Origin of the sequence: Caballeronia sordidicola (assembly GCF_000729995.1) — a bacterium.
Lineage (GTDB): Bacteria > Pseudomonadota > Gammaproteobacteria > Burkholderiales > Burkholderiaceae > Caballeronia > Caballeronia sordidicola_A.
Genome location: NZ_JNFG01000037.1, coordinates 56347 through 76866 on the forward strand (window position 1 = coordinate 56347; position 20520 = coordinate 76866).

Consider the following 20520-nt stretch of genomic DNA (forward strand, 5'->3'; position numbering starts at 1 on the left):
GCGCAAAGCCTACACAGGAGACAAGCAAATGGACTCAGAAGCACAGCACCCAGGACAGCGCCAACCCGCGCGGGCCGCGGGTGCGGCATTCGTTGGCACTACGATTGAATGGTATGACTTCTACATCTATGCGACCGCTTCCGCGCTGATCTTCGGCAAGCTGTTTTTCCCTTCGCACGACCCGTTTCTCAGTACGCTCGCTTCGTTCGGGACGTTCGCGGTCGGCTTCTTTGCGCGCCCGTTCGGCGGATTGGTGTTCGGCCACCTGGGAGACCGTATCGGCCGGAAGAAAGCCTTGTTGACGACGCTCGTCATCATGGCGATCGGCACTGTCGGGATTGGTTTTTTGCCGACCTTCGAGCGCATTGGCGTATGGGCGCCCGCATTGCTGATTGCGCTGCGGGTTGCACAAGGTATTGCGATTGGCGGTGAATGGGGCGGAGCGGTGCTGCTTGCCGGTGAGCACGCACCCGCCGAACGCCGTACATTCTTTGCGTCCTTTGCGCAGTTAGGGAGTCCCGCAGGATTGATCCTGTCGCTGATTGCGTTCCGGATCGTTTCGTCGATGCCGGCCGAGGATTTCTGGAGTTGGGGATGGCGTGCGCCGTTTCTTGCGAGCGCGGTGTTATTGCTTGTCGGCCTGGTCATCCGCCTGGGCGTGGCTGAATCGCCGGCGTTCGAGCAGATGAAACTTCAACACAAGACCGTCAAGCTGCCGATAGCGATGGTTATACGTGATGAATGGCGCACGGTCCTGCTATGTCTCGGAGCGAACGTAATCGGCGTGGCGGGCGCGTGGTTCGTGAACACCTTCATGTTGAGCTACACCACGCAGACACTTCACTTCGACCGGGCGATGGTGCTGGGTTGTCTCTTCATCGTAGCGATCGTGCAGTTTTGCACTCAGCTCGCGTCGGGCTGGCTTGCGGATCGAATCGGCAACGTGCGGTTTCTCAAACGCGCTGCGTTGCTCGCGATGTTGTCACCGTACCCCATGTTTCTGCTGGTCCAGACGGGTCGGCCCGTGGCCATTGTGATCGGCGTGGGGTTTGCCGTCATGTGCATGTCCAGCTCGTACGCGGTCATGGCGGGTTTCATGACGAGCGTTTTTCCAGTGCGTGTGCGTTACTCCGCCATCTCGCTTTCGTATCAGCTATGCGCGGCGTTGGCGGGTGGTTTGACACCGTTGATCGGAACGGTGCTCGTGCATCAGTACGCCGGGCAATGGTGGCCCTTGGCCGCGTTCTATAGCGTACTGGCAGCCATTACGCTGATTTGCATCGCCCGGCTGGAGCGGCGGCGCATGGCAGGATCGCCCTCGATGGAGCGAGCGTTTGTCGAGCCGCAGTCGTAAAAGCAGGACGAAGCGGCTCACGGCATCTCCCGCAACATGTCGACAAAGGCTTTCAGCCCTGACGGCACATGGCGGTGTCCGGGGTAATAAAGGAACAAGCCGGGGATGGACGGGCACCAGTCGTCCAGAACCGTCACCAGCTTTCCGCTATCGATGAATGGCTGCGCAGTCCGGTCCGGCACGTAGGCGATCCCCATTCCATCCACGGCCGCCTCGGCCATCATCCCCGGATGATCAAGCGTCAGCGGACCAGGCACATCGACTGTCAACTGCTGGCCGTGCTTCTCGAATTCCCATCGATAAAGCTTGCCGCTTGGCAGGCGCACGCGAATACAAGCGTGGTCCTTGAGATCGTCCGGCGCGAGCGGCGCCTTGTGCCCGGCGAGATAGGCGGGCGACGCGACGGCAAGAAAGCGCACCGTCCCGCCAAAGCGCACCGCGATCATGTCCTGCGGCAGTGCTTCGCCGAGTCTGACACCGGCATCGAAACCGGCAGCGACAATATCGACCAGCCGGCCCTCTGTGACCAAGTCGACCGACATGTCGGGGTATCGCTCAAGGAAGGCGGGGACAACCGATTGCATGAGCAGCCGTGCCGCCGGCTCACTCGCGTTGATACGAAGCGAGCCGCTGGGACGGCTACGCACCGCATCGACTTCTTGCAGCGCAAGGTCGAGCTCCCTCATCACCGGTTGCAAGCGGGCGACGAGGCGTTCGCCGGCCTCCGTCGGGGAGACGCTGCGTGTCGTGCGGTTCAGCAGACGCACGCCCATCTTCAGCTCGAGCGTTCGCATCATGTGACTGAGCGTGGAGGGCGAGACCCCCAGTTCGTCTGCTGCTTTGCGAAAACTGCGATGCGTGACGATCGCGGCCAGTGCCATCAGGTCGCCAAGTGCGGGCCGGTCATTCATGGCTGATTTTCACCAAGGCATCCAATATCGTGCGGATAGTATCAGGAATGGACGAGGTCTAGCATGGTCTTCAAGATGCGCCGCATACCCGTGGCGCGGTTCTTTTTTGAGGACGATTCACATGGCTCAAACATGGTTTATTACCGGCAGTTCTTCTGGTTTCGGGCGCTTGCTGGCAGAAAAGTTATTGGCGCGCGGCGACCGCGTGGCGGCGACATTGCGCAAGGTGCACGCTCTCGACGATCTGAAGGAGCAATTCGGCGAGCGCCTCTGGGTGGCGTCGCTGGATGTGACGGATACGGAAGCCGTACGGCAGGTAACCAGTCGGGCCTTTGCGGAGTTAGGGCGTATCGACGTGGTCGTCAGCAACGCCGGCTACGGACTGGTCGGCGCAGCGGAGGAGCTGAGCGACGAGCAGATCCGGCTGCAGGTCGACACCAACCTGATCGGCTCGATCCAGGTCATACGCGCCGTGTTGCCTTTCTTGCGGGCGCAAGGCGGCGGACGGATTTTGCAAGTGTCGTCGGAGGGTGGACAGATCACGTATCCGGACTTCAGCCTGTATCACGCGACGAAATGGGGAATTGAAGGCTTCGTGGAGGCGGTCGCCACGGAAGTCGCATCGTTCGGAATCGAGTTTACGATCGTGGAGCCGGGCCCCGCAAAAACGAGCTTCAGCGGGGGCATTGTCAAATCGACGCCTATGGCAATCTACGACAACACCCCGGCCGGCGATGTCCGGCGCGCAATTGAAGCTGGATCATTCGTGCTGAAAGGCGATCCTGTCAAGATGGTGCGGGCGATGATAGATAGCGTCGAGCGCACGCCCGCGCCGATGCGGCTGACCCTGGGCAGCGACGCTTTTGACCGGGTTCGCGCCGGGCTGTTGAAACGGCTTGCCGAGCTCGATGCACAGGAAGACATCGCCCGGTCGACCGAGCTGACCGACGCGTGATTCAGTGTTTCCCGTAGACGACGTTGTTGTTCGCCAATATCTGCCGTTCGCGTCGAATCCTGCGTTTTTCCGATACTTTCCGATGCACCACATTCGGAGCATCGACCGGTTGGTTGACCTTCACGGCTGTAGCCTGGTTTGCGCCCGACAGCGTGACGGCACGTAGAAGCATTCCGCGCGCTTCGGTATCGGATACGTCGCTTGCCAATGCGTCGCCAGCCGATCGCAAGACGCACGGCACGTCGCCTGCCTTCTCGCAGGCCCGGGCCAGGCCCAGGGCCCAATCTCTTGCGTGTTCGTGCTGGACCAGTTCGTCGGTGATTCGCTGAACATCTGCCTGTTGAGCCTCACCTGGCGCAAGCATCGCCAGTTGCTGCCGAGCGGTGTTCAGCTCGCCTCGCACCATGGCCGAACGCACCGCATCGATGGTTCCCGTCACACCGATGGAGGCGATTTTTGCGGTGACCGGGGCGTCGATGCTGCCCGATTGAGCGGCTACAGCCACGGTGTTTTCCGCCAGGGACTCGGTCCCGGGCGTCGCTTCGTGGTTGTCGCGGTTGCTATGACCGGTCCCGTTATACAGATACGAAGCGCCCGCAATCAGGGCAATCAGCGCAGTCAGGGCTACAAGGGCGGCCGCGGTAAGTTTGATGCGCCGGCCCGGCGGGCTACGTGAGGATAAGCTCGAAGCTTCCGGTTCATGCACGCTCGGATAGAGCGACTCCACCGGGGTCCGCTTCTCATGGGACCGGTCGGACAACACCTCTTCCGGCGTTGCCTCGGGCGACGGTGACGCAGCTGCGGGTGTCGATTTGCATCGCGGACACGCCATGTCAGACGGTGCCAGTACGTTGCCGCATACGCGGCAGTCACTGACGGTTTCTAGGGTACGCACGTTAAGTCGATCATCAAAAGGCTTGGGAACGCATTATGCACGCCACAGTGTCTTCGTACTGTGCAGGAGCAGACCGAAGCTTTCGCTTCGGGTTCAGCCGGCCTCGCAGCGATTAGCGCCGCAGCGCGTCTGGACTAACTGGAGGCTCGCTGTCTATTTCCGCTCTAAAGCGTCAATTTAACGTGGCACGTCAGCGATGCAAGATTGCGCCGCGCGCGATGGACTAGCGCCGCTGCCGTTGGGAGGTGGCGCGATCCAGCTCGCAGAATTCACGGTCGGACAGGGTGATTGCGCTAGCCGCTACGTTCTCTTCCAGATGCGTGACCCTGGAGGTCCCCGGTATCGGCAGGATCACCGGGCTGCGTTGCAATAGCCACGCGAGGGCGATCTGCGCGACGCTCGCCTGATGGTTGCGCGCGATGGTGTCGAGAAGCGAACCGGGACGGGTGAGCTCCCCGGCAGCCAGTGGAAACCACGGGATAAAGCCAATCCCATGGGCGGCGCAGTAGTCGAGTACGTCTTCGCTGCTGCGGTCACCCAGGTTGAAGCGGTTTTGCACTGTCGCCACTTTGAAATATTTCGATGCAGCCTTGATGTCGGCCACCGACACTTCGCTCAGGCCGGCGTGGCGGACCACGCCGCTGTCGATCAGGTACCGCACGGCGCCGAACTGCTCATCCCGCGGCACGGAGGGGTCAATGCGATGCAATTGCCACAGGCCGATCTGTTCGATGCCAAGCCGCTCCATGCTGCCGTGGGCCTGCTGAATCAGGTACTCCGGCCGGCCCCGCGGTATCCACTGATCGGGACCTGTGCGTGCCAGTCCCGCCTTGGTCGCGACCAGCATGTCGGCGCCATAGGGATGCAGCGCTTCGCGAATCAATTCTTCGGAAACGTTCGGCCCATACGAGTCTGCCGTGTCGATAAAATTCACATCGAGTTCGGGAAGGCGACGCAGGACGCGAATGGCTTCCTCCCGGTCGGTGGGCGCACCCCAGATACCCGGGCCGGTGATTCGCATTGCGCCGAATCCGAGCCGCGTGATTTCCGTGTCCCCGCCGATTTTGAAAGTACGGTGTGCGATATTCATGTTCACCCTTACTGCTTATGTGAGGCCGGCCAAGTAGCTGGGCACTACCTGCCGGACCAGGGAAAGTGCGTGATCGTTTATGCGGCAGTGACCGCTCCTTTTTGCGCGCATACCAGGTGCTTGCCAACGCTTGCTGTCAGGATCAGCGCCGCGACTTCGCATGCAGCGGCGGTCCAGCCGAGGTTGATCACCGAGGTAAAACTCAAGGTAAGCGAACCGAGCGCTGCACCCAAAGAAAAGCCGAGATACATGAACGAAGCGTTCAGCGATAGGGCAATCGGCGTGCCGCGCAGGCCGGCGAGATTGATCAGCCCAGCTTGTTGCGCGGGGTAGAAGGACCAGTGCGCAACACCCCAGGCCACCACGCCGATCAGCACCGGGACCAGTGCCCAAGTCTTCGGTAGCCAGTGCGCACTCGCCGACATGAGCGAGAAAGCCAGGATCGATACAGCGAGGCACGGGATGATCACGCGTGCGGGGCCGAGGCGGTCCACTGCCTTGCCGCCGATGAACACGCCCACAGCTGCCGCAACGCCCCACGTGAACAGCACATAGCCGATTTGCGCGCCGTGCAACAGCGTGGCTCTCGCCACGAACAATGCCAGGTACGTATAGATCGAATAGGCGCCCATTGCCCACAGCGTAGTGACGAGCAAGGTCATCAGGATGACCGGCTGGCGTGCGACCTGAATACGCTCGCGCAGCGTGGCAACCGGCAATCCTGCGCCGATGTTGCGCGGCAGGCCTAGCAGCAGGCCGACCGTAGCCGCAGCGGACAGCGCGGCTACACCCGCGAAGGTCATGCGCCAGCCGAGTCTGTCACCCACCAATGCGCCCAGCGGTACGCCGAAGGCAACCGCAATCGTGATACCGCCGTTGACGATGGCAAGCGCGGTGCCGCGCCGCTCTGGACCGGCAATGGCGCCGGCCAGCGCGTTGGCGCCGGGAACATACAGACCGGCGGCAGCGGCGAGCAGGATGCGCGCCGCCATCAATTCCCAATAGTTCTGGGCAGCCCACGCGATGATGTTCGCCGCCGCGAACGCCGAGAGCGACAGGATCATCAGCCTGCGCCGATGGAGCGAGCCGGTCAGGGCCGTGAGGATTGGCGAACTGAGTGCGTAAGCCAGTGCAAACACCGTGACGAGTTGGCCCGTGGCGATAATGCTTGTATGCAAATCCGTGGCCATGTCTGGCAGCAGACCGGCAATCATGAAGCTCTCGGTGCCGACTGCGAATGTCCCTAGCGCCAGCCAGTACAACGGCGCGAGGGAAGTTGGCTGGGTAGGGGAATTCATCGTGTGCTCCGCTTACGCAGCTGCCGTTTCGGTGCTATGAAACGGATAGTCCGTGTAACCGACGTCTGTACCGCCAAAGAAGCTCGGACGGTCATACGGATTCAGGGGCAACTGGCGGCGCAGCCGTTCGGGCAGATCCGGATTGGCGATGAAGTCGCGGCCGAATGCGACTAAATCAGCGTCGCCGGCCTGCACGATGGCTTCGGCTGTGTCGCTCTTGAAGCCGCCAGCGGCAATGATGACGCCCTTGTAGTGCTTGCGAATCAGTTGCGCGGCAACCGGGTTCTGATCCTTGCTGTCGTCATCGACATTGCCAAGCACACGCGGCTCGATCAGATGCAGGTACGCCAGATTCAGCTTGGCCAGTTCCTCTGCTACGTAAGCGAAGAGACCTTCCGGATTGCTGTCGGACATATCGCCCCAAGTGCCGCTCGGGCCGATGCGCACAGCCACGCGTTCGCTGCCCCAGACCGAGATGACAGCTTGCGTCGCTTCGATCAGGAAGCGGGCACGGTTTTCGAACGAGCCGCCGTAGATGTCAGTGCGCTTGTTGCTGCCGTCCTGCAGGAACTGATCGAACAAGTAGCCGTTGGCGGCGTGCAATTCAACGCCATCGAAGCCGGCCTGCTTGCCGCGAATGGCTGCTGTGCGGAAGCTCTCCACCAGATCGGCAATCTCAGGGATGGTCAGCGCGCGGCTCGGCGTGTTCGGGACCCATCCCGCTTCGGTGTAGGCGACGCCGCCATGCGGCACGGCAGAAGGTGCCACGGGCTCAACGCCACCCGGCTGCAACTGGCTGTTGGACTGGCGGCCTGCGTGATAGAGCTGCAGGAAAATGCGGCCACCTTTGGTGTGCACGGCTTCGGTCACCTGCTTCCAGCCGGCAATCTGACTGTCGTCGTAGAGGCCGGGCGCACCCAGGTAGCCGTTGCCGTTGGGCGCAGCAATGGTCGCTTCGCCGATCAAAAAGCCGCCTTCTGAAGCGCGTTGCGCGTAGTACTCGGCCATCAACGGACCGGGCTTGGCGCCTTCTTCGGCACGCATGCGGGTAAGCGGCGCCAGCACTACGCGATGGGAAAATTCGTAGGGACCGACTTTGATGCTGGAATGAAGTTTGGACATGATTTCCTCAAGATTCAGTGGCTGATGAAGTTCGATCAACAGCGGGTTTTTAACCTTGAGGAGAGTGTATGGACCGACCGGCAAAAGAAAAATGGGCTAAGGTTCCGAATATATCGGACACATATGTCTCTAATTGACCTCGGGGTGCGGCGATGGCCAGCCTGAGCGGTATTTCGATGTTTGTGCAGATGGGCCGGAACGACGAGAGTAGGCAAATCGTTCTATTCGGACTATCCGTTCGAAGAGATGGGGGAGGCCAGTCAATGGTTCAACGCGGCGGAGATTGGCGAGAACGCGAAGAGGCTGTTTAAGCTCGAAGCACTTGGGTAGCGTGCGCGGGTGTTTGCCAGCCAAATCTGCTGGCGAATGGCTGCAGGAAATGCCGTGGCAGGCCCGCGCTTACTCCGAGCCCCCATGGCGGCCCGCACCGGCGGCAAAGCGGCCCGCACCTGCAAGCCCTTCGGCAAACACCGCGGCATAGCCTCCCGCGCCTTCGCGGCGCAGTGCATCGGTCAGATTATCGGCGAGGGCGTTGTCATAGACCGAGCGCCGGTCGGCGCGCATCGCCGCCTGGGGCAGGGCGGCGAGTTCGCAGGCAAGCGTTTCAGCCGCCCCACGCGAGCCGCCACGCTCGACCAGCCGGTTGGCGAGACCGATCGCCAGCGCCTCGCGGGCATCGACAGCACGCCCGGTGAGAATCAGGTCCATCGCCCGCGACATCCCGATCAGGCGAGGCAAGCGCAGCGTCCCGCCATCGATTAGCGGCACTCCGAAGCGTCGGAAGAAAACGCCTAGCACCGCGTCTTCTTCGACGACCCGCAAATCACACCACGCCGCGAGTTCCAGGCCGCCCGCCACCGCGTGCCCCGCGATCGCCGCGATCACAGGCTTACCGAGCATTAGCCGCGTGGGTCCCATCGGCCCGGGGCCTGTGCCGTCGGCATGAATCTCGTTGCGACGCTCGTCATCGTTCAGCGCAGTGAGATCCGCGCCCGCGCAGAACGTTCCGCCCGCGCCCCACAGCACCGCTACCGACAGCGAGTGGTCAGCGTCGAACGTTTCGAAGGCTGTGCGCAGTGCATCGGCGACTGGCCGGTCGACCGCGTTTCGACGCTCCGGCCGGTCGAGCACGACCGTCGCAACACGCGAATCCATCGGATGCAATTCGAGCCGGACGTGATCGCCGAAACGGGTGACTGGTGGCATGGCTTTTCTCCTGAGCAAACGACATTGCGAGAAAGCATACGCCGCTGGATCTCGAGACACGACCGTCCGGATGCTTCAAAAAAGTTGGCGAGACATGTCGATTTCGGAACGCGCCGCACGTCGTGTGGATAGGGCGGTAATCTGGCGCTGCAAGGCGACCCGTTTCGAAAGACGTCGCTTCGCAGCCCCTATTTATTCGCTACGGAACAACGGAACAGCGAAACATCGAAAGGAGAGCGTTCATGACTTACGTCGATGGATTTGTCGTCGCGGTGCTAACTGAGGATCGCGAGGCATACAGGAGGTTTGCTGAACTGGCGGCGGTCGTCTTCAAGGAGAACGGCGCGTTGAGAGTGGTCGAGTGCTGGGGTGATGACGTGCCGGAAGGGAAACTGACGTCGTTTCCAATGGCGGTCAAACGCAAGGACGACGAGACGGTGGTGTTCTCATGGGTCGTCTGGCCGTCGCGTCAGGTAAGGGATGAAGGGATGGCAGCGGTAATGGCCGACCCTCGGGTGCAGCCCGACATGAACCCGATGCCTTTCGACGGCAAGCGCATGATCTACGGTGGTTTCGAGGTGATCCTGGACGTGTGAGCACCCGCCGGGCGATGCGGTTGCTACGAAAACCGCCCGCGCTATTTCACAGGAGCGTTGCGTCGCGCACCCATGCCCGGGAGCCGCTTGATGACACCCGTAGCCAGAGCCGTCCCGACAAGAATAGTGGCGCACGCCTTGATCATTCCGGGTGATACGTGCTCTGAGAGGAAGAGCGCGCCCCACAAAATGCCGAAGATCGGGATGACGAACGTGACGCTGATCGTCCGCGCGGGGCCGGTGGACGCAATGAGGCTGAAGAACAGCATATAAGCGATGCCGGTACACGCGACGCCCAGCGCGATCGCCGCTTCCCAGGACTGCGCCGAGACGGCCGTGGCAGGCCACCAGAACACGGCGAACGGCAGCAGCACGACGGTGGCTGCGGTCATCGTGCCGGTGGCGACAACGAGCGAATCGACACCGGTGAGATTGCGCTTGGTGTAGCTCGCCGAGATCCCATACAGCAGCGTCGCGCCGAGCGCTGCGGCTGCGGCAAGCGCGGTAGCCGCGGGCGTCACAGGCACCCCTGTGCTCGTTCCTCCGCCCATCTGATTCCAGACCAGCGCGACCACGCCGACAAAACCAATCACGAGCCCGGTGATGCGCAACCCGGTCAGGCGATCCTTCAGCCAGAAGAATGCGACGATCGCGCCCCACAGCGGCGTAGTGGCGTTGATCACCGATGTCACGCCCGCTGACAGCGTAATTTCCGCGTAGGCGAACAGGCAGAACGGCGCGGCCGAGTTCAGGATGCCAACCACAAAAAGCGGCCATGCATGGGTGCGCATGGTCTGCAATGAGCCGCGAGCGGACCCACGCATGATTAGTACGGCCAGCAGGAACAACGCGCCGATGCCGACCCGCAGCGCCATCAACGGCGCGACCCCAAAGTCGCTGACGCCGACGCGGATAAAAAGGAATGACCCTCCCCATAAAGCGGCGAGGATGAGCAACTGGACGATATTGACTGGATTCATTTTTTTAGCGTCGAGCGCAGTGGAGTCGGGACGCGGAGCCATCGTAACGGCGCGGTAGCGCGAGATGCTTCAGGCCGGCGTGAATTGACAAAAGAGACAACGTCGCGGTGCGCTGTATGGCTGCCATCGTAGGCGTGACGGGTGAGCTCGCCAAACGATCAATTCTCACGCTTATGTGAGAAAAATTACGATGAAATTGCATGGCCGTCAGGGTTATCTCTAGTATTTCGACGACTTGGAAAATTTGTATGATGACCACATCACCCAACAAATCTGAGGCCGCATGTTCGACAAGATTCCTGCGCAAGCCCTGAGCGACACGGTGGCGCAGCAGCTTCAGGTGCAAATCGAAAAGGGCAGCTTCGTAAAAAGCGGCAAGTTGCCGACCGAAGCCGTGCTCGCACAGGAGTTCGGGGTGAGCCGCACGGTCATCCGCGAGGCGATTTCTCGGCTGAAAAACGAAGGCATGGTCGAGCCGCGCCAGGGCAGCGGCGTGTTTATCGTCGAGCGGGCGGGGATCCGGCCGCTGCGGATCGATTACGCGCAAGCGGTCGAGCCGGGCGCGGTCGTGCAGATCCTGGCGCTGCGCCGGGCGATCGAAGCGGAAGTTGCGTCGGAAGCGGCCATGCGTCGCACGGACGAACAGATGGACGCGATCGAAGCGAAGCTGGCGCAGATCGATGCCGCGGTTGCGCAAGGCGAGGACGGCGTGACTGAAGACGTCGAGTTTCATCGGGCGATTGCCAGCGCCACCGGCAACCCGTATTTCCTGACCACGCTTGCCTTCCTGAACCAGTATCTGGAGGCCGGCACGCTCGTTACGCGCCGCAACGAAGCGCTGCGAGAAGATTTTTCGCGGCAGGTCCGCGAGGAACATGCGCGGATCGCGGCCGCCATTCGCGCAGGCGACCCCATGGCTGCGCGCAACGCCGCACAGACCCACCTTTACAACGCCGCTCGCCGCCTCGCGGAAGCCGGCATTTGCTGACCAGTTAATTCGAAGGATAACGAAATGTCCAGAAATGTGGGAGTAATCGGCTTGGGCGCAATGGGCCTGGGCGTTGCGCGTTCGTTGTTGCGCGCGGGCTTCAAGGTTCATGCTTGCGACGTGCGTACGCAGGTGCTCGACGCGTTCGCGGGCGAGGGCGGCATTGCCTGCGCTACGCCTGCCGAGTTGGGCAGCCAGTGCGAGGTTGTGGTGACCGTGGTCGTCAATGCGGCGCAAACGGAGACCGTGCTGTTCGGTACGGAGACTCAGCCCGGCGCCGTCTCCACGATGAAACCCGGCGGTGTCGTTCTGGCCTGCGCGACGGTGTCTCCCGCATTTGCCATCGCGCTTGGTAAGCGTGTGGAAGCGGCCGGACTGCATATGCTCGATGCACCCCTGTCCGGTGGCGCGGCACGCGCCGCATCCGGCGAAATGACGATGATGACCTCAGGTCCCGAGTCTGCCTTTGAGGCTTGCGAGGACGTGCTCGAAGCGATTGCGGGCAAGGTGTATCGGATGGGCGATGAGCATGGCGCGGGCTCGAAGGTGAAGATCATCAACCAGCTTCTGGCGGGCGTGCATATCGCTGCAGCGGCCGAGGCCATGGCGCTTGGGCTTCGCGAAGGAGTGGACCCGGACGCGCTCTATGACGTCATCACGCATAGCGCGGGGAACTCGTGGATGTTCGAGAACCGCGTCCCGCACATTCTTGCAGGAGACTACACGCCGTTGTCAGCCGTCGATATCTTCGTCAAGGATCTCGGCCTCGTACTCGATACGGCGCGCGCTTCGAAGTTTCCGTTGCCGTTGTCGGCCGCGGCACACCAGATGTTCATGATGGCGTCGACCGCCGGACATGGCGGCGAAGACGACTCGGCGGTGATCAAGATTTTCCCGGGCATCGACATACCCAAAGGGGCGAAATAATGAGCAAAGCCCTGCTTGGCTGCATTGCCGACGATTTCACCGGAGCGACCGATCTCGCCAACATGCTCGTGCGCGGCGGCATGCGCGTGGTGCAGACTATTGGTGTGCCGGCATCGGACGCAAGCATTGAAGCGGACGCGTTGATCGTCGCGTTGAAATCGCGGACCATCGCGGCGGATGAAGCGGTTGCGCAATCGTTGGCGGCGCTCGAATGGCTGCGTGCGCAAGGCTGCCGGCAGTTCCTGTTCAAGTACTGCTCAACCTTCGATTCCACCGATAACGGCAACATCGGCCCAGTCGCCGATGCACTGCTCGACGCGCTGGGCGAGGACTTTGCCATCGCGTGTCCAGCATTCCCGGAGAACGGCCGCACGATCTTTCGCGGCAACCTGTTCGTGGGCGATGTGCTGCTGAACGAGTCGGGCATGCAGAACCATCCGCTTACGCCCATGACCGATCCGAACCTCGTGCGCGTGCTGCAACGCCAGACGAAATCGAAGGTCGGGTTGATCGCTTATGACGTGATCGCAAAGGGGCCGCAAGCGGTGCGCGACAGGATCGCTTCGTTACGCAACGATGGCGTGCGCCTGGCTATTGCAGATGCAATCTCCGACGCCGATCTCTACGTGCTGGGCGAAGCGTGCGCGGATCTGAAGCTGATCACGGGCGGCTCGGGCATCGCGCTCGGCTTGCCGAATAACTTCCGCGCGGAAAACATGCTGACTGAAGCGGGGCATGCATCAGACCTGCCCAGGATCGAAGGTAAATCCGTCGTGCTGGCAGGCAGCGCGTCGAAGGCGACCAACGAGCAGGTCGCGGAATGGCGCGCGACGAGGCCGAGCTTTCGCATTGATCCGCTCGCGCTCTCGCGCGGCGAACCGGTAGTTGATCAGGCCGTTGAATTCGCGGCGAAGCACGCCGATGAAACCGTGCTGATCTACGCCACATCCACGCCAGACGAAGTGAAGGCCGTGCAGAAGGAACTGGGCGTCGAGAAGGCCGGGCATCTGGTTGAACAAGCGTTGGCATCGATTGCAAGCTGGCTCCGCGACGCGGGCGTGCGCAAATTTGTTGTTGCGGGCGGCGAGACCTCCGGCGCGGTCGTGCAGGCGCTTCGCGTGAAGTCGCTGCGCATCGGCCCCCAGATCGATCCGGGCGTGCCGGCGACGCAATCGATTAGCGAAGAACCGCTGGCGCTGGCATTGAAGTCGGGTAACTTCGGCACGAAGGACTTCTTCGTTAAGGCACTGAAGTCGCTCGATGGAGCCGCGTGATCATGGCGACAAACGAGAATCGCATTCGCGAGGAAATCTGCGAGACGGGCGCGAGTCTTTATGAGCGTCGTTACACCGTTGGCACGGCTGGAAACATCAGCGCGCGGCTCGACGACGGCTGGCTGATCACGCCGACCGATGCCTGTCTGGGTCGCCTCGATCCGGCCGATATCGCCAAGGTCGATGCGGCGGGTAATCACGTGTCGGGTGGCAAGCCATCGAAGACGCTGGCCCTGCATCGCAAGATCTACGAGAACAATAGCGACACGCACGGTATTGTCCACACGCACTCCACGCATCTGGTCGCCTTGACGCTTGCCGGCATTTGGCGCCGCGACGACGTCTTGCCACCGATCACCCCGTATTACGTGATGAAGGTCGGCCATGTGCCGTTGATCGCTTACCGGCGTCCGGGCGATCCCGTTGTCGCGGAACAAGTCGCGGCGCTTGCGTCTAAGGTGCGTGCCGTGCTGCTGGAAAGGCTGGGGCCGGTTGTCTGGGAAAAATCGGTCAGCCACGCGTCCTACGCGCTGGAAGAACTCGAGGAAACGGCACGGCTTTGGCTCCTCGCGCGCTCGACCAACGGACCGCTTCCTGAACCGCTCGACGAGGCGGCCATTGAGGACTTGCGCAAGACCTTCAACGCGCGCTGGTAGGACCCACCGTCTCTACATACTGAACAACCGATTCAACGAAGACAAAACCACTTCCCGGAGACCACGCATGACCCCTGACCAAGCGGTGCCTGGCGGCCCGCGCACGCCTGCAGCATCTGCGTACGACAACAAAGAACTCACCCGCACCTATTCGAAGGTGTTCTGGCGCATCGTGCCATTCCTCATGCTGTGCTACGTGGTGGCCTATCTGGATCGGGTGAATGTGGGCTTTGCGAAGCTGCAAATGTCGCAGGATCTCGGGTTCAGCGAGACCGTATTCGGTCTTGGGGCAGGCGTGTTTTTCCTCGGCTATTTTCTGTTCGAACTGCCAAGTAATATTCTGATGCACAGGATTGGCGCCCGAATCTGGATCGCGCGGATCATGATCACGTGGGGCATTCTCTCGGCGCTCTTTGTGTTTGTGAAGACCCCCACGCAGTTCTATGTCCTGCGTTTCCTGCTCGGGCTGGCCGAAGCCGGTTTTTATCCCGGCGTGATTCTTTACCTGACCTACTGGTTCCCGTCGCATCGGCGGGCGAAGATTGTGGCGGTATTCATGTCCGCTATTCCTGTGGCGGGTATCTTCGGCAATCCATTGTCAGGCTGGATCATTCAGACCTTTTCGGACAGCCGGCACTTCGAAGGCTGGCAGTGGATGTTCCTGATCGAAGCGGTCCCGGCGCTGTTGATCGGCATCGCGACCATCCTTTATCTGGACAACAATATCCGCGGCGCAAAGTGGCTCAGTGAACGCGAAAAGCGCTTGCTGGAAGATGAAATCAGCGCGCAGCCCCAGCATGCCGGCGACAGCACGAAACATTCGCTGCGCGCGCTGTTCGCCGATAGCCGCATGTGGTGGATGTCGCTGATCTACTTCGCGTTCGTCACCGGGCAATACGGCCTGACGTTCTGGATGCCGACCTTCATCAAGTCCACGGGCGTGAGCGGGGTACTCAATATCGGCTTGCTGAGCGCGATTCCGTTTCTGGTGGCTATTGTGGTGATGAACGTGCTGGGCCACAGCGCGGACAAGCGACGCGAGCGGCGCTGGCACCTGATCGTGCCGGCGCTTGCTGCAGCAGTGGGCTTCTCGGTGGCAGCATCGTTCGCGGGCAATACGGTTGTGTCGATCGTCGCGCTTTCCGTTGCCGCAGCCGGTGTGCTGACGTGCGCGCCATTGTTCTGGTCGCTGCCGACAGCCTTCATGTCGGGCGCTGCAGCGGCAGCCGGGATTGCGGTGATCAATTCGATCGGCAATCTGGCGGGCTTTGCGAGCCCTTATATGATTGGTTACCTGAAGGACCTGACGCACAGCACCGCGACGGGCATGTACGTGCTCGCCGGCATGCTGGTGATCGGCGCCGTTGCCACATGGCTCGTGCCTGCCAAGCTCGTGAATCGCTGAACTCATTCAAGGAGTCGATGTTATGCCCCGTTTTGCCGCCAACCTCACGATGATGTACACCGAACACGCGTTCCTCGACCGTTTCGCCGCAGCGGCGAAGGATAGATTCAAGGCCGTGGAATTCCTGTTCCCCTATGACTTTGCCGCAGCCGAAATCAAGGCGCGGCTGGACGAACACGGCCTCACGCAGGCCTTGTTCAACGCACCGCCGGGCGACTGGGCGGCAGGCGAGCGCGGAATCGCTTCGCTGCCGGGACGCGAGGAAGAGTTCGCGCGTGCACTCGATAAAGCGCTGGAATACACCGCCGTACTCGGCAACAAGACGCTGCATGTGATGGCGGGTCTGATCACGCCGGAACAGTCGCGCGAAAAACATCGTGCGGTGTATCTGAAGAACCTTGAGCTCGCGGCAAACGCAGCTCGTGCAGCCGGCATCATGGTCGTTATCGAACCGATCAATACGCGTGACATCCCCGGCTTTTTCCTCAATCGGCAGGATGACGCGCAGGCGATCTGCGAGGAGATCGGTGCAACGAATCTCAAGGTGCAATTCGATTGTTACCACTGCCAGATCGTGGAGGGTGACCTTGCAGTCAAACTCCGGCGCGACATGAAGCGCCCGAACGCGGGCATCGGTCATATCCAGATCGCGGGCGTGCCGGAGCGGCATGAACCGGACATTGGCGAGCTGAACTATCCGTACCTGTTCGATCTTATCGATTCGCTCGGCTACGATGGCTGGATCGGCTGCGAATACAGGCCGAAAGCCGCGACATCCGACGGGCTCGGCTGGATCAAACCTTATCTGCAACGTGCGTGAGGGAAATATGAACATTCTCATTACCGGCGGTGCCGGTTTTCTCGGACAACGGCTCGCGCGCCGTCTTCTCGAACGCGGCACGCTGCTGGGCCAGCCGATCACCGGACTGACGCTGCTGGACGTCGTGCGTCCACCCGATCTCGGCGACAAGCGCGTGCGCGCCGAGACTGGCGACATTGCTGATCGCAGCGTGCTCGAGCAATACATCAGTGTGGACACTCACGCGATTTTCCATCTGGCGGCAATTGTGAGCGGTCAGGCTGAAGCGGATTTCGAACTGGGCATGCGTATCAATCTGGACGCATCGCGATTGCTGCTCGATGTGTGCCGTTCGCTCGGCCACGCGCCGCGCGTGTTGTTCACGAGTTCGGTCGCGGTGTATGGCGGGACGCTGCCGGAGGTCGTACGCGACGATACCGCGCTGAATCCGAAGTCATCGTATGGAACGCAAAAAGCGATTGCGGAGTTGCTGCTGTGCGACTACTCGCGACGCGGTTTTGTCGATGGCCGCGTGTTGCGCCTGCCGACCATCAGCGTGCGTCCGGGACGGCCGAATGCGGCGGCATCGTCGTTTGCCAGCGGCATCATTCGTGAGCCGCTGAACGGCGAACGCGCGGTGTGTCCGGTCGGTGGCGAGGTGCGTTTGTGGCTGCTGTCGCCGAAGCAGGCAATCGAATCGCTGATTGCCGGTTGCGAGCTTGAACAGGCCGAGCTCGGCACATGGCCAGTCGTCAACATGCCGGGACTCTCGGTCAGCGTGACGGAAATGGTCTATGCGCTGAAAGAAGTGGCGGGGGAAGACGTGGCTGCGCTGATCGATTGGCAACCGGATCCGAAGATCGAAAAGATTGTCGGAAGCTGGCCGGGCGCGTGGGAGACGGAGCGAGGTGAAAAGCTGGGGCTGGCGGCCGATCGCAACTTCAGCGACGTCATTCGCGCGTTCATTGAGGAGAGCAAGTCCGCAGGCGCTTGAACGATCATGACGCGCACGCTGCACGGCACCCCTTGCACGCGCCCGCTAAAGTTCCAGCCGATACCCCACGCCGTAGACCGAAACAATGGGTTCGCTGTCGGGACGCACGACCTGCAGTTTGCGGCGCAGGTTCTTGATGTGACTGTCGATGGTGCGGTCGGTCACGACCCGATGATCGTCGTAAAGCTGGTTGAGCAGGTAATCACGCGGGAAGATCCTGCCCGGCGATTTCATCAGCAATGCCAACATGCGCAGCTCGACCGGCGTGAGCTTCAGCTCCTCGCCGTCGAGCCGTGCGCTATGAAATTGCTGGTCCACCTCAAGGCCCGTTGCAATGGGCGCTGCAGCCGTTGCAGGCGGCGCCGCGCGTCGCAGGATGGCTTTCACCCGCGCGACCACCTCGCGTGGGCTGAAGGGCTTGCAGACGTAGTCATCGGCGCCAATTTCGAGGCCGCGCAGGCGATCGGCTTCATCGACGCGCGCAGTCAGGATGATCACCGGGAGCGTCGAAAATTGCCGTAGCTCACGGCATATATCCATGCCGTTGCGCCCGGGCAGCATCAGGTCGAGCAGCATCAGCGAGGGCGGGGTGGTGCGAATGAACGGGATCACTTCGGCGCCGTCGCTGATCGATGTCGTCTCGAATCCTTCGATATGCAAGTAGTCCGCCATGACTGCCGCCAGCTTCGGCTCATCCTCGACGATCAGGATTCGAACGCCGCGTCGCTCGGTACTCATGCCACGCTCCCTTCCGGTTCAAAATGTGCGGTTATCCAGACGCCGCCAAGCGGTGACGGCCGGGCTTCGGTGGTGCCGCCGTGGGCGGTCACAATGGCCCGGCACAGTGCAAGGCCCAGGCCTGCGCCACCGCTCTGGCGACTGCGCGATTCATCGACTCGATACAACCGTTCGAATAAATGCGGCAACGCTTCGGCGGGCACGCCCGGCAGGGAATCCTGAATATCGAGTTGCCAGCCGCGCGGGCCGACGCTCACCGAGACGCATACGCTTCCGCCCGGATCGGTATAGCGCAAGGAGTTGAGCAGCAGGTTTTTAAGCAACTGCACAAAGCGCGCGGGATCGACCTGGAAGATCATGCCGGGGGCGCCATCAGCCGACTCTTGCAGCGACGGCCCCGGCCCCGGCTCCGGCAGCGTCAGGCTCAATGCGATTTGCTTGGCCCTGAATGATTCCCGCATCGCTTCGACCGATGCGCGCACCAACTGTCCGATGTCGGCCGGCACCTTCCGGTAGCTCAACGCACCGACATCGCTCAACGACAACTCGTACAGGTCTTCGATCAATTTGTTCAGCATCGCGACTTCGGTTTGCAGCGAGGCGAGCGAATGGTGATCGAACGCATGGACACCGTCCTCGATCGCTTCCAGTTCGCCGCGCAACACCGCCAAGGGCGTGCGTAACTCGTGCGAGATATCGGCGATGAAATCCCGGCGCGAGCGTTCCGCGCGCTGCAGGGAGTCCGCGAGCACATTGAAGTCGCCCGCGAGCCGGTCCAGTTCATCCCGGCGCCCGGCGGCTACCCGCGTGGTGTAGTCGCCGCCCGCCAGCCGGTGCGTGGCGATCATCAGGCGCTTGACCGGCGCCAGCACGATCCGCGCGAGCAGCATGGCGACCAGCGCGGCCACGATCACAGCCACGCCGGCGATCTCCCAGGTCGCACGGGCCTGCTGGGCCTGGAAAGCGATATCGGCGGCGTCGGAGAGCGTATTGGGCGCGTTGGCCGCGATCCAGCCGACTATCTTGCCGTTGTAGACCACCGGCTTGAGGGCGACGTCGGGCGGCGGCTCGGAGTCGGTCGTGGCGACCAGGTCATGGTTGGCGTCGTAGAGCGTGGCGGGTTGGGGTGCGTCGCGTCCTCCGTGTCCTATCGATGGGCGTGGCGGACGCTCGTAGGGTGCTTCGTCGAATGGCCCGTCTCGTCCAACGATGCGCTCGCGGTTTGCCGCCACCCCCGAGTCGGCGAATGCCGGGGCGGGAAGGCGCATGCCCCAGTGCGAACCCTCTTCGTTGCCCGAGAGCGGCCCGAGCATCTGCTGCACGCTGGCGCTGCCGGGGAAGGTGCGCCAGCTTGGCAGCTTGTTCGTCTGCGCCTCGACCATCTCTTGCCTCAGGGCCTGATCATGCGCGGCATCGAGCAGCGTTATCCATTCTTCGGGATGCTGGCGCAGGAAATTCCAGCTGCCGTGAGCGGCGTATTCGGCCGTCACTTTCGCCATGACCGCGTTCATCCGGCCGGCGTCGCGCGCGCGGACGTAATGCAGGAAGCCGTTCTCGAAACTCAGGCGCAGCGCGTATCCCATGGTGAGGGAAATCGTCAGGCAGGCGATCAGCACCGCGAGAAACATCTTCCACGTAATGCCGAAGCGAATCTTGCCTGCCCGCGCGCGCGAGCGGGTTCCAAGTGCTTTCAAAATATTACGCGAGCTGCGCCGCGGCGTTTGGCCGGAGGGTAGGCCTGCTTTTGCGCCGAGTGGTTCGCTATGTGTTTCGCTGTTCATCCGCGGATTCTAGTGGAAACAGGGGGGCCATCTCACGTCCGCGCGACGTTTCCTGCGCAACCTCCACGATTTCTCCTTCTTTTGTTCATTGTCAGTGCGTGATGCCTGACTAGTATTCGATCCTGCCAATGGGGTCATTCAACCCGATCCACTCAAAGCTGATTCGTTGTCAATTCTGGAGAGAACACATGCAAACCGCTTCGAGCGTTCAGCACGCTCCGTCGAAGGTCTTCGGGCGCATCGCGTCGCCGTCTCGTGATAACGGTAGGCGGTCCGCGGCCAGGGCCGCCGAGATTGCTTCCGCTAGTGCTGCGGAACGGGTCATCAAGCTGCGCGGTGCACGGGTGTCGGAGACGCTGCCGCGGGCTTGGGGCGAGTGCTGCAGGATTGTGGAATGGGTCAATCGCGAAGGGCAGTATTCGTGTCTTGCGGTGCCGGGCGATGCCTCGGAAGATGAAATTCGTGATCGTATGCGTTCGCATAGGAATGGTCCGCAGTATCTCGTGACGGATGATCGTGAGTTGCCGGCGAAGGTGGTTTTGCCGCGGGCA

Annotated in this window: 20 protein-coding genes; 11 read left to right on the forward strand and 9 right to left on the reverse strand. The window is 61.8% G+C overall.

From position 1 onward, the window contains the following. Positions 1 to 28 precede the first annotated feature (28 nt). Positions 29 to 1354 (forward strand): MFS transporter, encoded by a 1326-nt coding sequence (locus tag FH08_RS0128665; protein ID WP_031361647.1) that lies wholly within the window; start codon positions 29 to 31, stop codon positions 1352 to 1354. A 17-nt stretch (positions 1355 to 1371) separates the two neighbouring features. Here FH08_RS0128665 and FH08_RS0128670 read toward each other — a convergent pair whose 3' ends face one another. Next, on the reverse strand, positions 1372 to 2265 hold the full coding sequence (locus tag FH08_RS0128670) for a LysR family transcriptional regulator (RefSeq protein ID WP_031361648.1): 894 nt from the start codon (positions 2263 to 2265) through the stop codon (positions 1372 to 1374). A gap of 121 nt (positions 2266 to 2386) precedes the next feature. Between FH08_RS0128670 and FH08_RS0128675 the strand changes: the two genes are divergently transcribed. Next, entirely contained in the window at positions 2387 to 3220 is an 834-nt protein-coding gene (locus FH08_RS0128675; RefSeq protein WP_031361649.1) for an SDR family oxidoreductase, read from the forward strand. Between the two features lies 1 nt (position 3221). On the opposite strand, the gene FH08_RS49655 is transcribed toward FH08_RS0128675, so the two are convergent. The 5 genes from FH08_RS49655 to FH08_RS0128705 all read right to left on the reverse strand — a co-directional run bounded on the left by FH08_RS49655 (position 3222) and on the right by FH08_RS0128705 (position 8831). Beyond that, on the reverse strand, positions 3222 to 4115 hold the full coding sequence (locus FH08_RS49655; RefSeq protein ID WP_152602940.1) for a hypothetical protein: 894 nt from the start codon (positions 4113 to 4115) through the stop codon (positions 3222 to 3224). Positions 4116 to 4338: 223 nt separating this feature from the next. Continuing rightward, positions 4339 to 5205 (reverse strand): aldo/keto reductase, encoded by an 867-nt coding sequence (locus tag FH08_RS0128685; RefSeq protein WP_031361651.1) that lies wholly within the window; start codon positions 5203 to 5205, stop codon positions 4339 to 4341. Positions 5206 to 5282: 77 nt separating this feature from the next. Next, complete coding sequence (locus tag FH08_RS0128690; protein ID WP_035567331.1) at positions 5283 to 6503, reverse strand: MFS transporter; 1221 nt, start codon at positions 6501 to 6503, stop codon at positions 5283 to 5285. A gap of 12 nt (positions 6504 to 6515) precedes the next feature. Next, a complete protein-coding gene (locus FH08_RS0128695) occupies positions 6516 to 7625 on the reverse strand; it encodes an alkene reductase (protein ID WP_031361653.1) in 1110 nt (369 codons plus the stop codon). A 399-nt stretch (positions 7626 to 8024) separates the two neighbouring features. Then, positions 8025 to 8831 carry a crotonase/enoyl-CoA hydratase family protein gene (locus FH08_RS0128705; protein WP_031361654.1) on the reverse strand — a complete coding sequence of 269 codons (807 nt, stop codon included), beginning with the start codon at positions 8829 to 8831 and terminating at the stop codon, positions 8025 to 8027. A 242-nt stretch (positions 8832 to 9073) separates the two neighbouring features. Here FH08_RS0128705 and FH08_RS0128710 point away from each other — a divergent pair, with 242 nt between their 5' ends. Continuing rightward, positions 9074 to 9427 (forward strand): DUF1428 domain-containing protein, encoded by a 354-nt coding sequence (locus FH08_RS0128710; RefSeq protein ID WP_031361655.1) that lies wholly within the window; start codon positions 9074 to 9076, stop codon positions 9425 to 9427. Between the two features lie 41 nt (positions 9428 to 9468). Here FH08_RS0128710 and FH08_RS0128715 read toward each other — a convergent pair whose 3' ends face one another. After that, the gene (locus FH08_RS0128715) at positions 9469 to 10449 is read right to left on the reverse strand and encodes a DMT family transporter (protein WP_031361656.1); all 981 of its coding nucleotides are present in this window, start codon (positions 10447 to 10449) and stop codon (positions 9469 to 9471) included. 241 nt (positions 10450 to 10690) lie between these two features. Here FH08_RS0128715 and FH08_RS0128720 point away from each other — a divergent pair, with 241 nt between their 5' ends. From FH08_RS0128720 to denD, 7 genes are all read left to right on the forward strand, one after another. Beyond that, a complete protein-coding gene (locus FH08_RS0128720; RefSeq protein ID WP_031361657.1) occupies positions 10691 to 11395 on the forward strand; it encodes a FadR/GntR family transcriptional regulator in 705 nt (234 codons plus the stop codon). Between the two features lie 24 nt (positions 11396 to 11419). Next, complete coding sequence (ltnD, locus tag FH08_RS0128725; RefSeq protein ID WP_031361658.1) at positions 11420 to 12322, forward strand: L-threonate dehydrogenase; 903 nt, start codon at positions 11420 to 11422, stop codon at positions 12320 to 12322. Further along, positions 12322 to 13596 (forward strand): 3-oxo-tetronate kinase, encoded by a 1275-nt coding sequence (gene otnK, locus FH08_RS0128730; RefSeq protein WP_031361659.1) that lies wholly within the window; start codon positions 12322 to 12324, stop codon positions 13594 to 13596. The genes ltnD and otnK overlap by 1 nt, the downstream gene beginning before the upstream one ends. A 2-nt stretch (positions 13597 to 13598) precedes the next feature. Next, a complete protein-coding gene (locus FH08_RS0128735; protein WP_031361660.1) occupies positions 13599 to 14252 on the forward strand; it encodes an aldolase in 654 nt (217 codons plus the stop codon). 67 nt (positions 14253 to 14319) lie between these two features. Next, positions 14320 to 15657 carry an MFS transporter gene (locus FH08_RS0128740; protein WP_031361661.1) on the forward strand — a complete coding sequence of 446 codons (1338 nt, stop codon included), beginning with the start codon at positions 14320 to 14322 and terminating at the stop codon, positions 15655 to 15657. A 22-nt stretch (positions 15658 to 15679) separates the two neighbouring features. After that, positions 15680 to 16477 (forward strand): 2-oxo-tetronate isomerase, encoded by a 798-nt coding sequence (gene otnI, locus FH08_RS0128745; protein ID WP_031361662.1) that lies wholly within the window; start codon positions 15680 to 15682, stop codon positions 16475 to 16477. Between the two features lie 7 nt (positions 16478 to 16484). Continuing rightward, positions 16485 to 17450, forward strand: coding sequence for a D-erythronate dehydrogenase (denD, locus tag FH08_RS0128750; RefSeq protein WP_031361663.1), 966 nt, complete (start codon positions 16485 to 16487; stop codon positions 17448 to 17450). A gap of 45 nt (positions 17451 to 17495) precedes the next feature. On the opposite strand, the gene FH08_RS0128755 is transcribed toward denD, so the two are convergent. Beyond that, entirely contained in the window at positions 17496 to 18188 is a 693-nt protein-coding gene (locus FH08_RS0128755) for a response regulator (protein ID WP_031361664.1), read from the reverse strand. Then, positions 18185 to 19969 carry an ATP-binding protein gene (locus FH08_RS0128760; RefSeq protein ID WP_235210526.1) on the reverse strand — a complete coding sequence of 595 codons (1785 nt, stop codon included), beginning with the start codon at positions 19967 to 19969 and terminating at the stop codon, positions 18185 to 18187. The genes FH08_RS0128755 and FH08_RS0128760 overlap by 4 nt, the downstream gene beginning before the upstream one ends. Before the next feature lie 188 nt (positions 19970 to 20157). On the opposite strand from FH08_RS0128760, the gene FH08_RS0128765 reads away from it, so the two are divergent. Beyond that, positions 20158 to 20520: DUF2866 domain-containing protein (locus tag FH08_RS0128765; protein ID WP_051888614.1), on the forward strand; the 363-nt coding region annotated here is incomplete at its 3' end.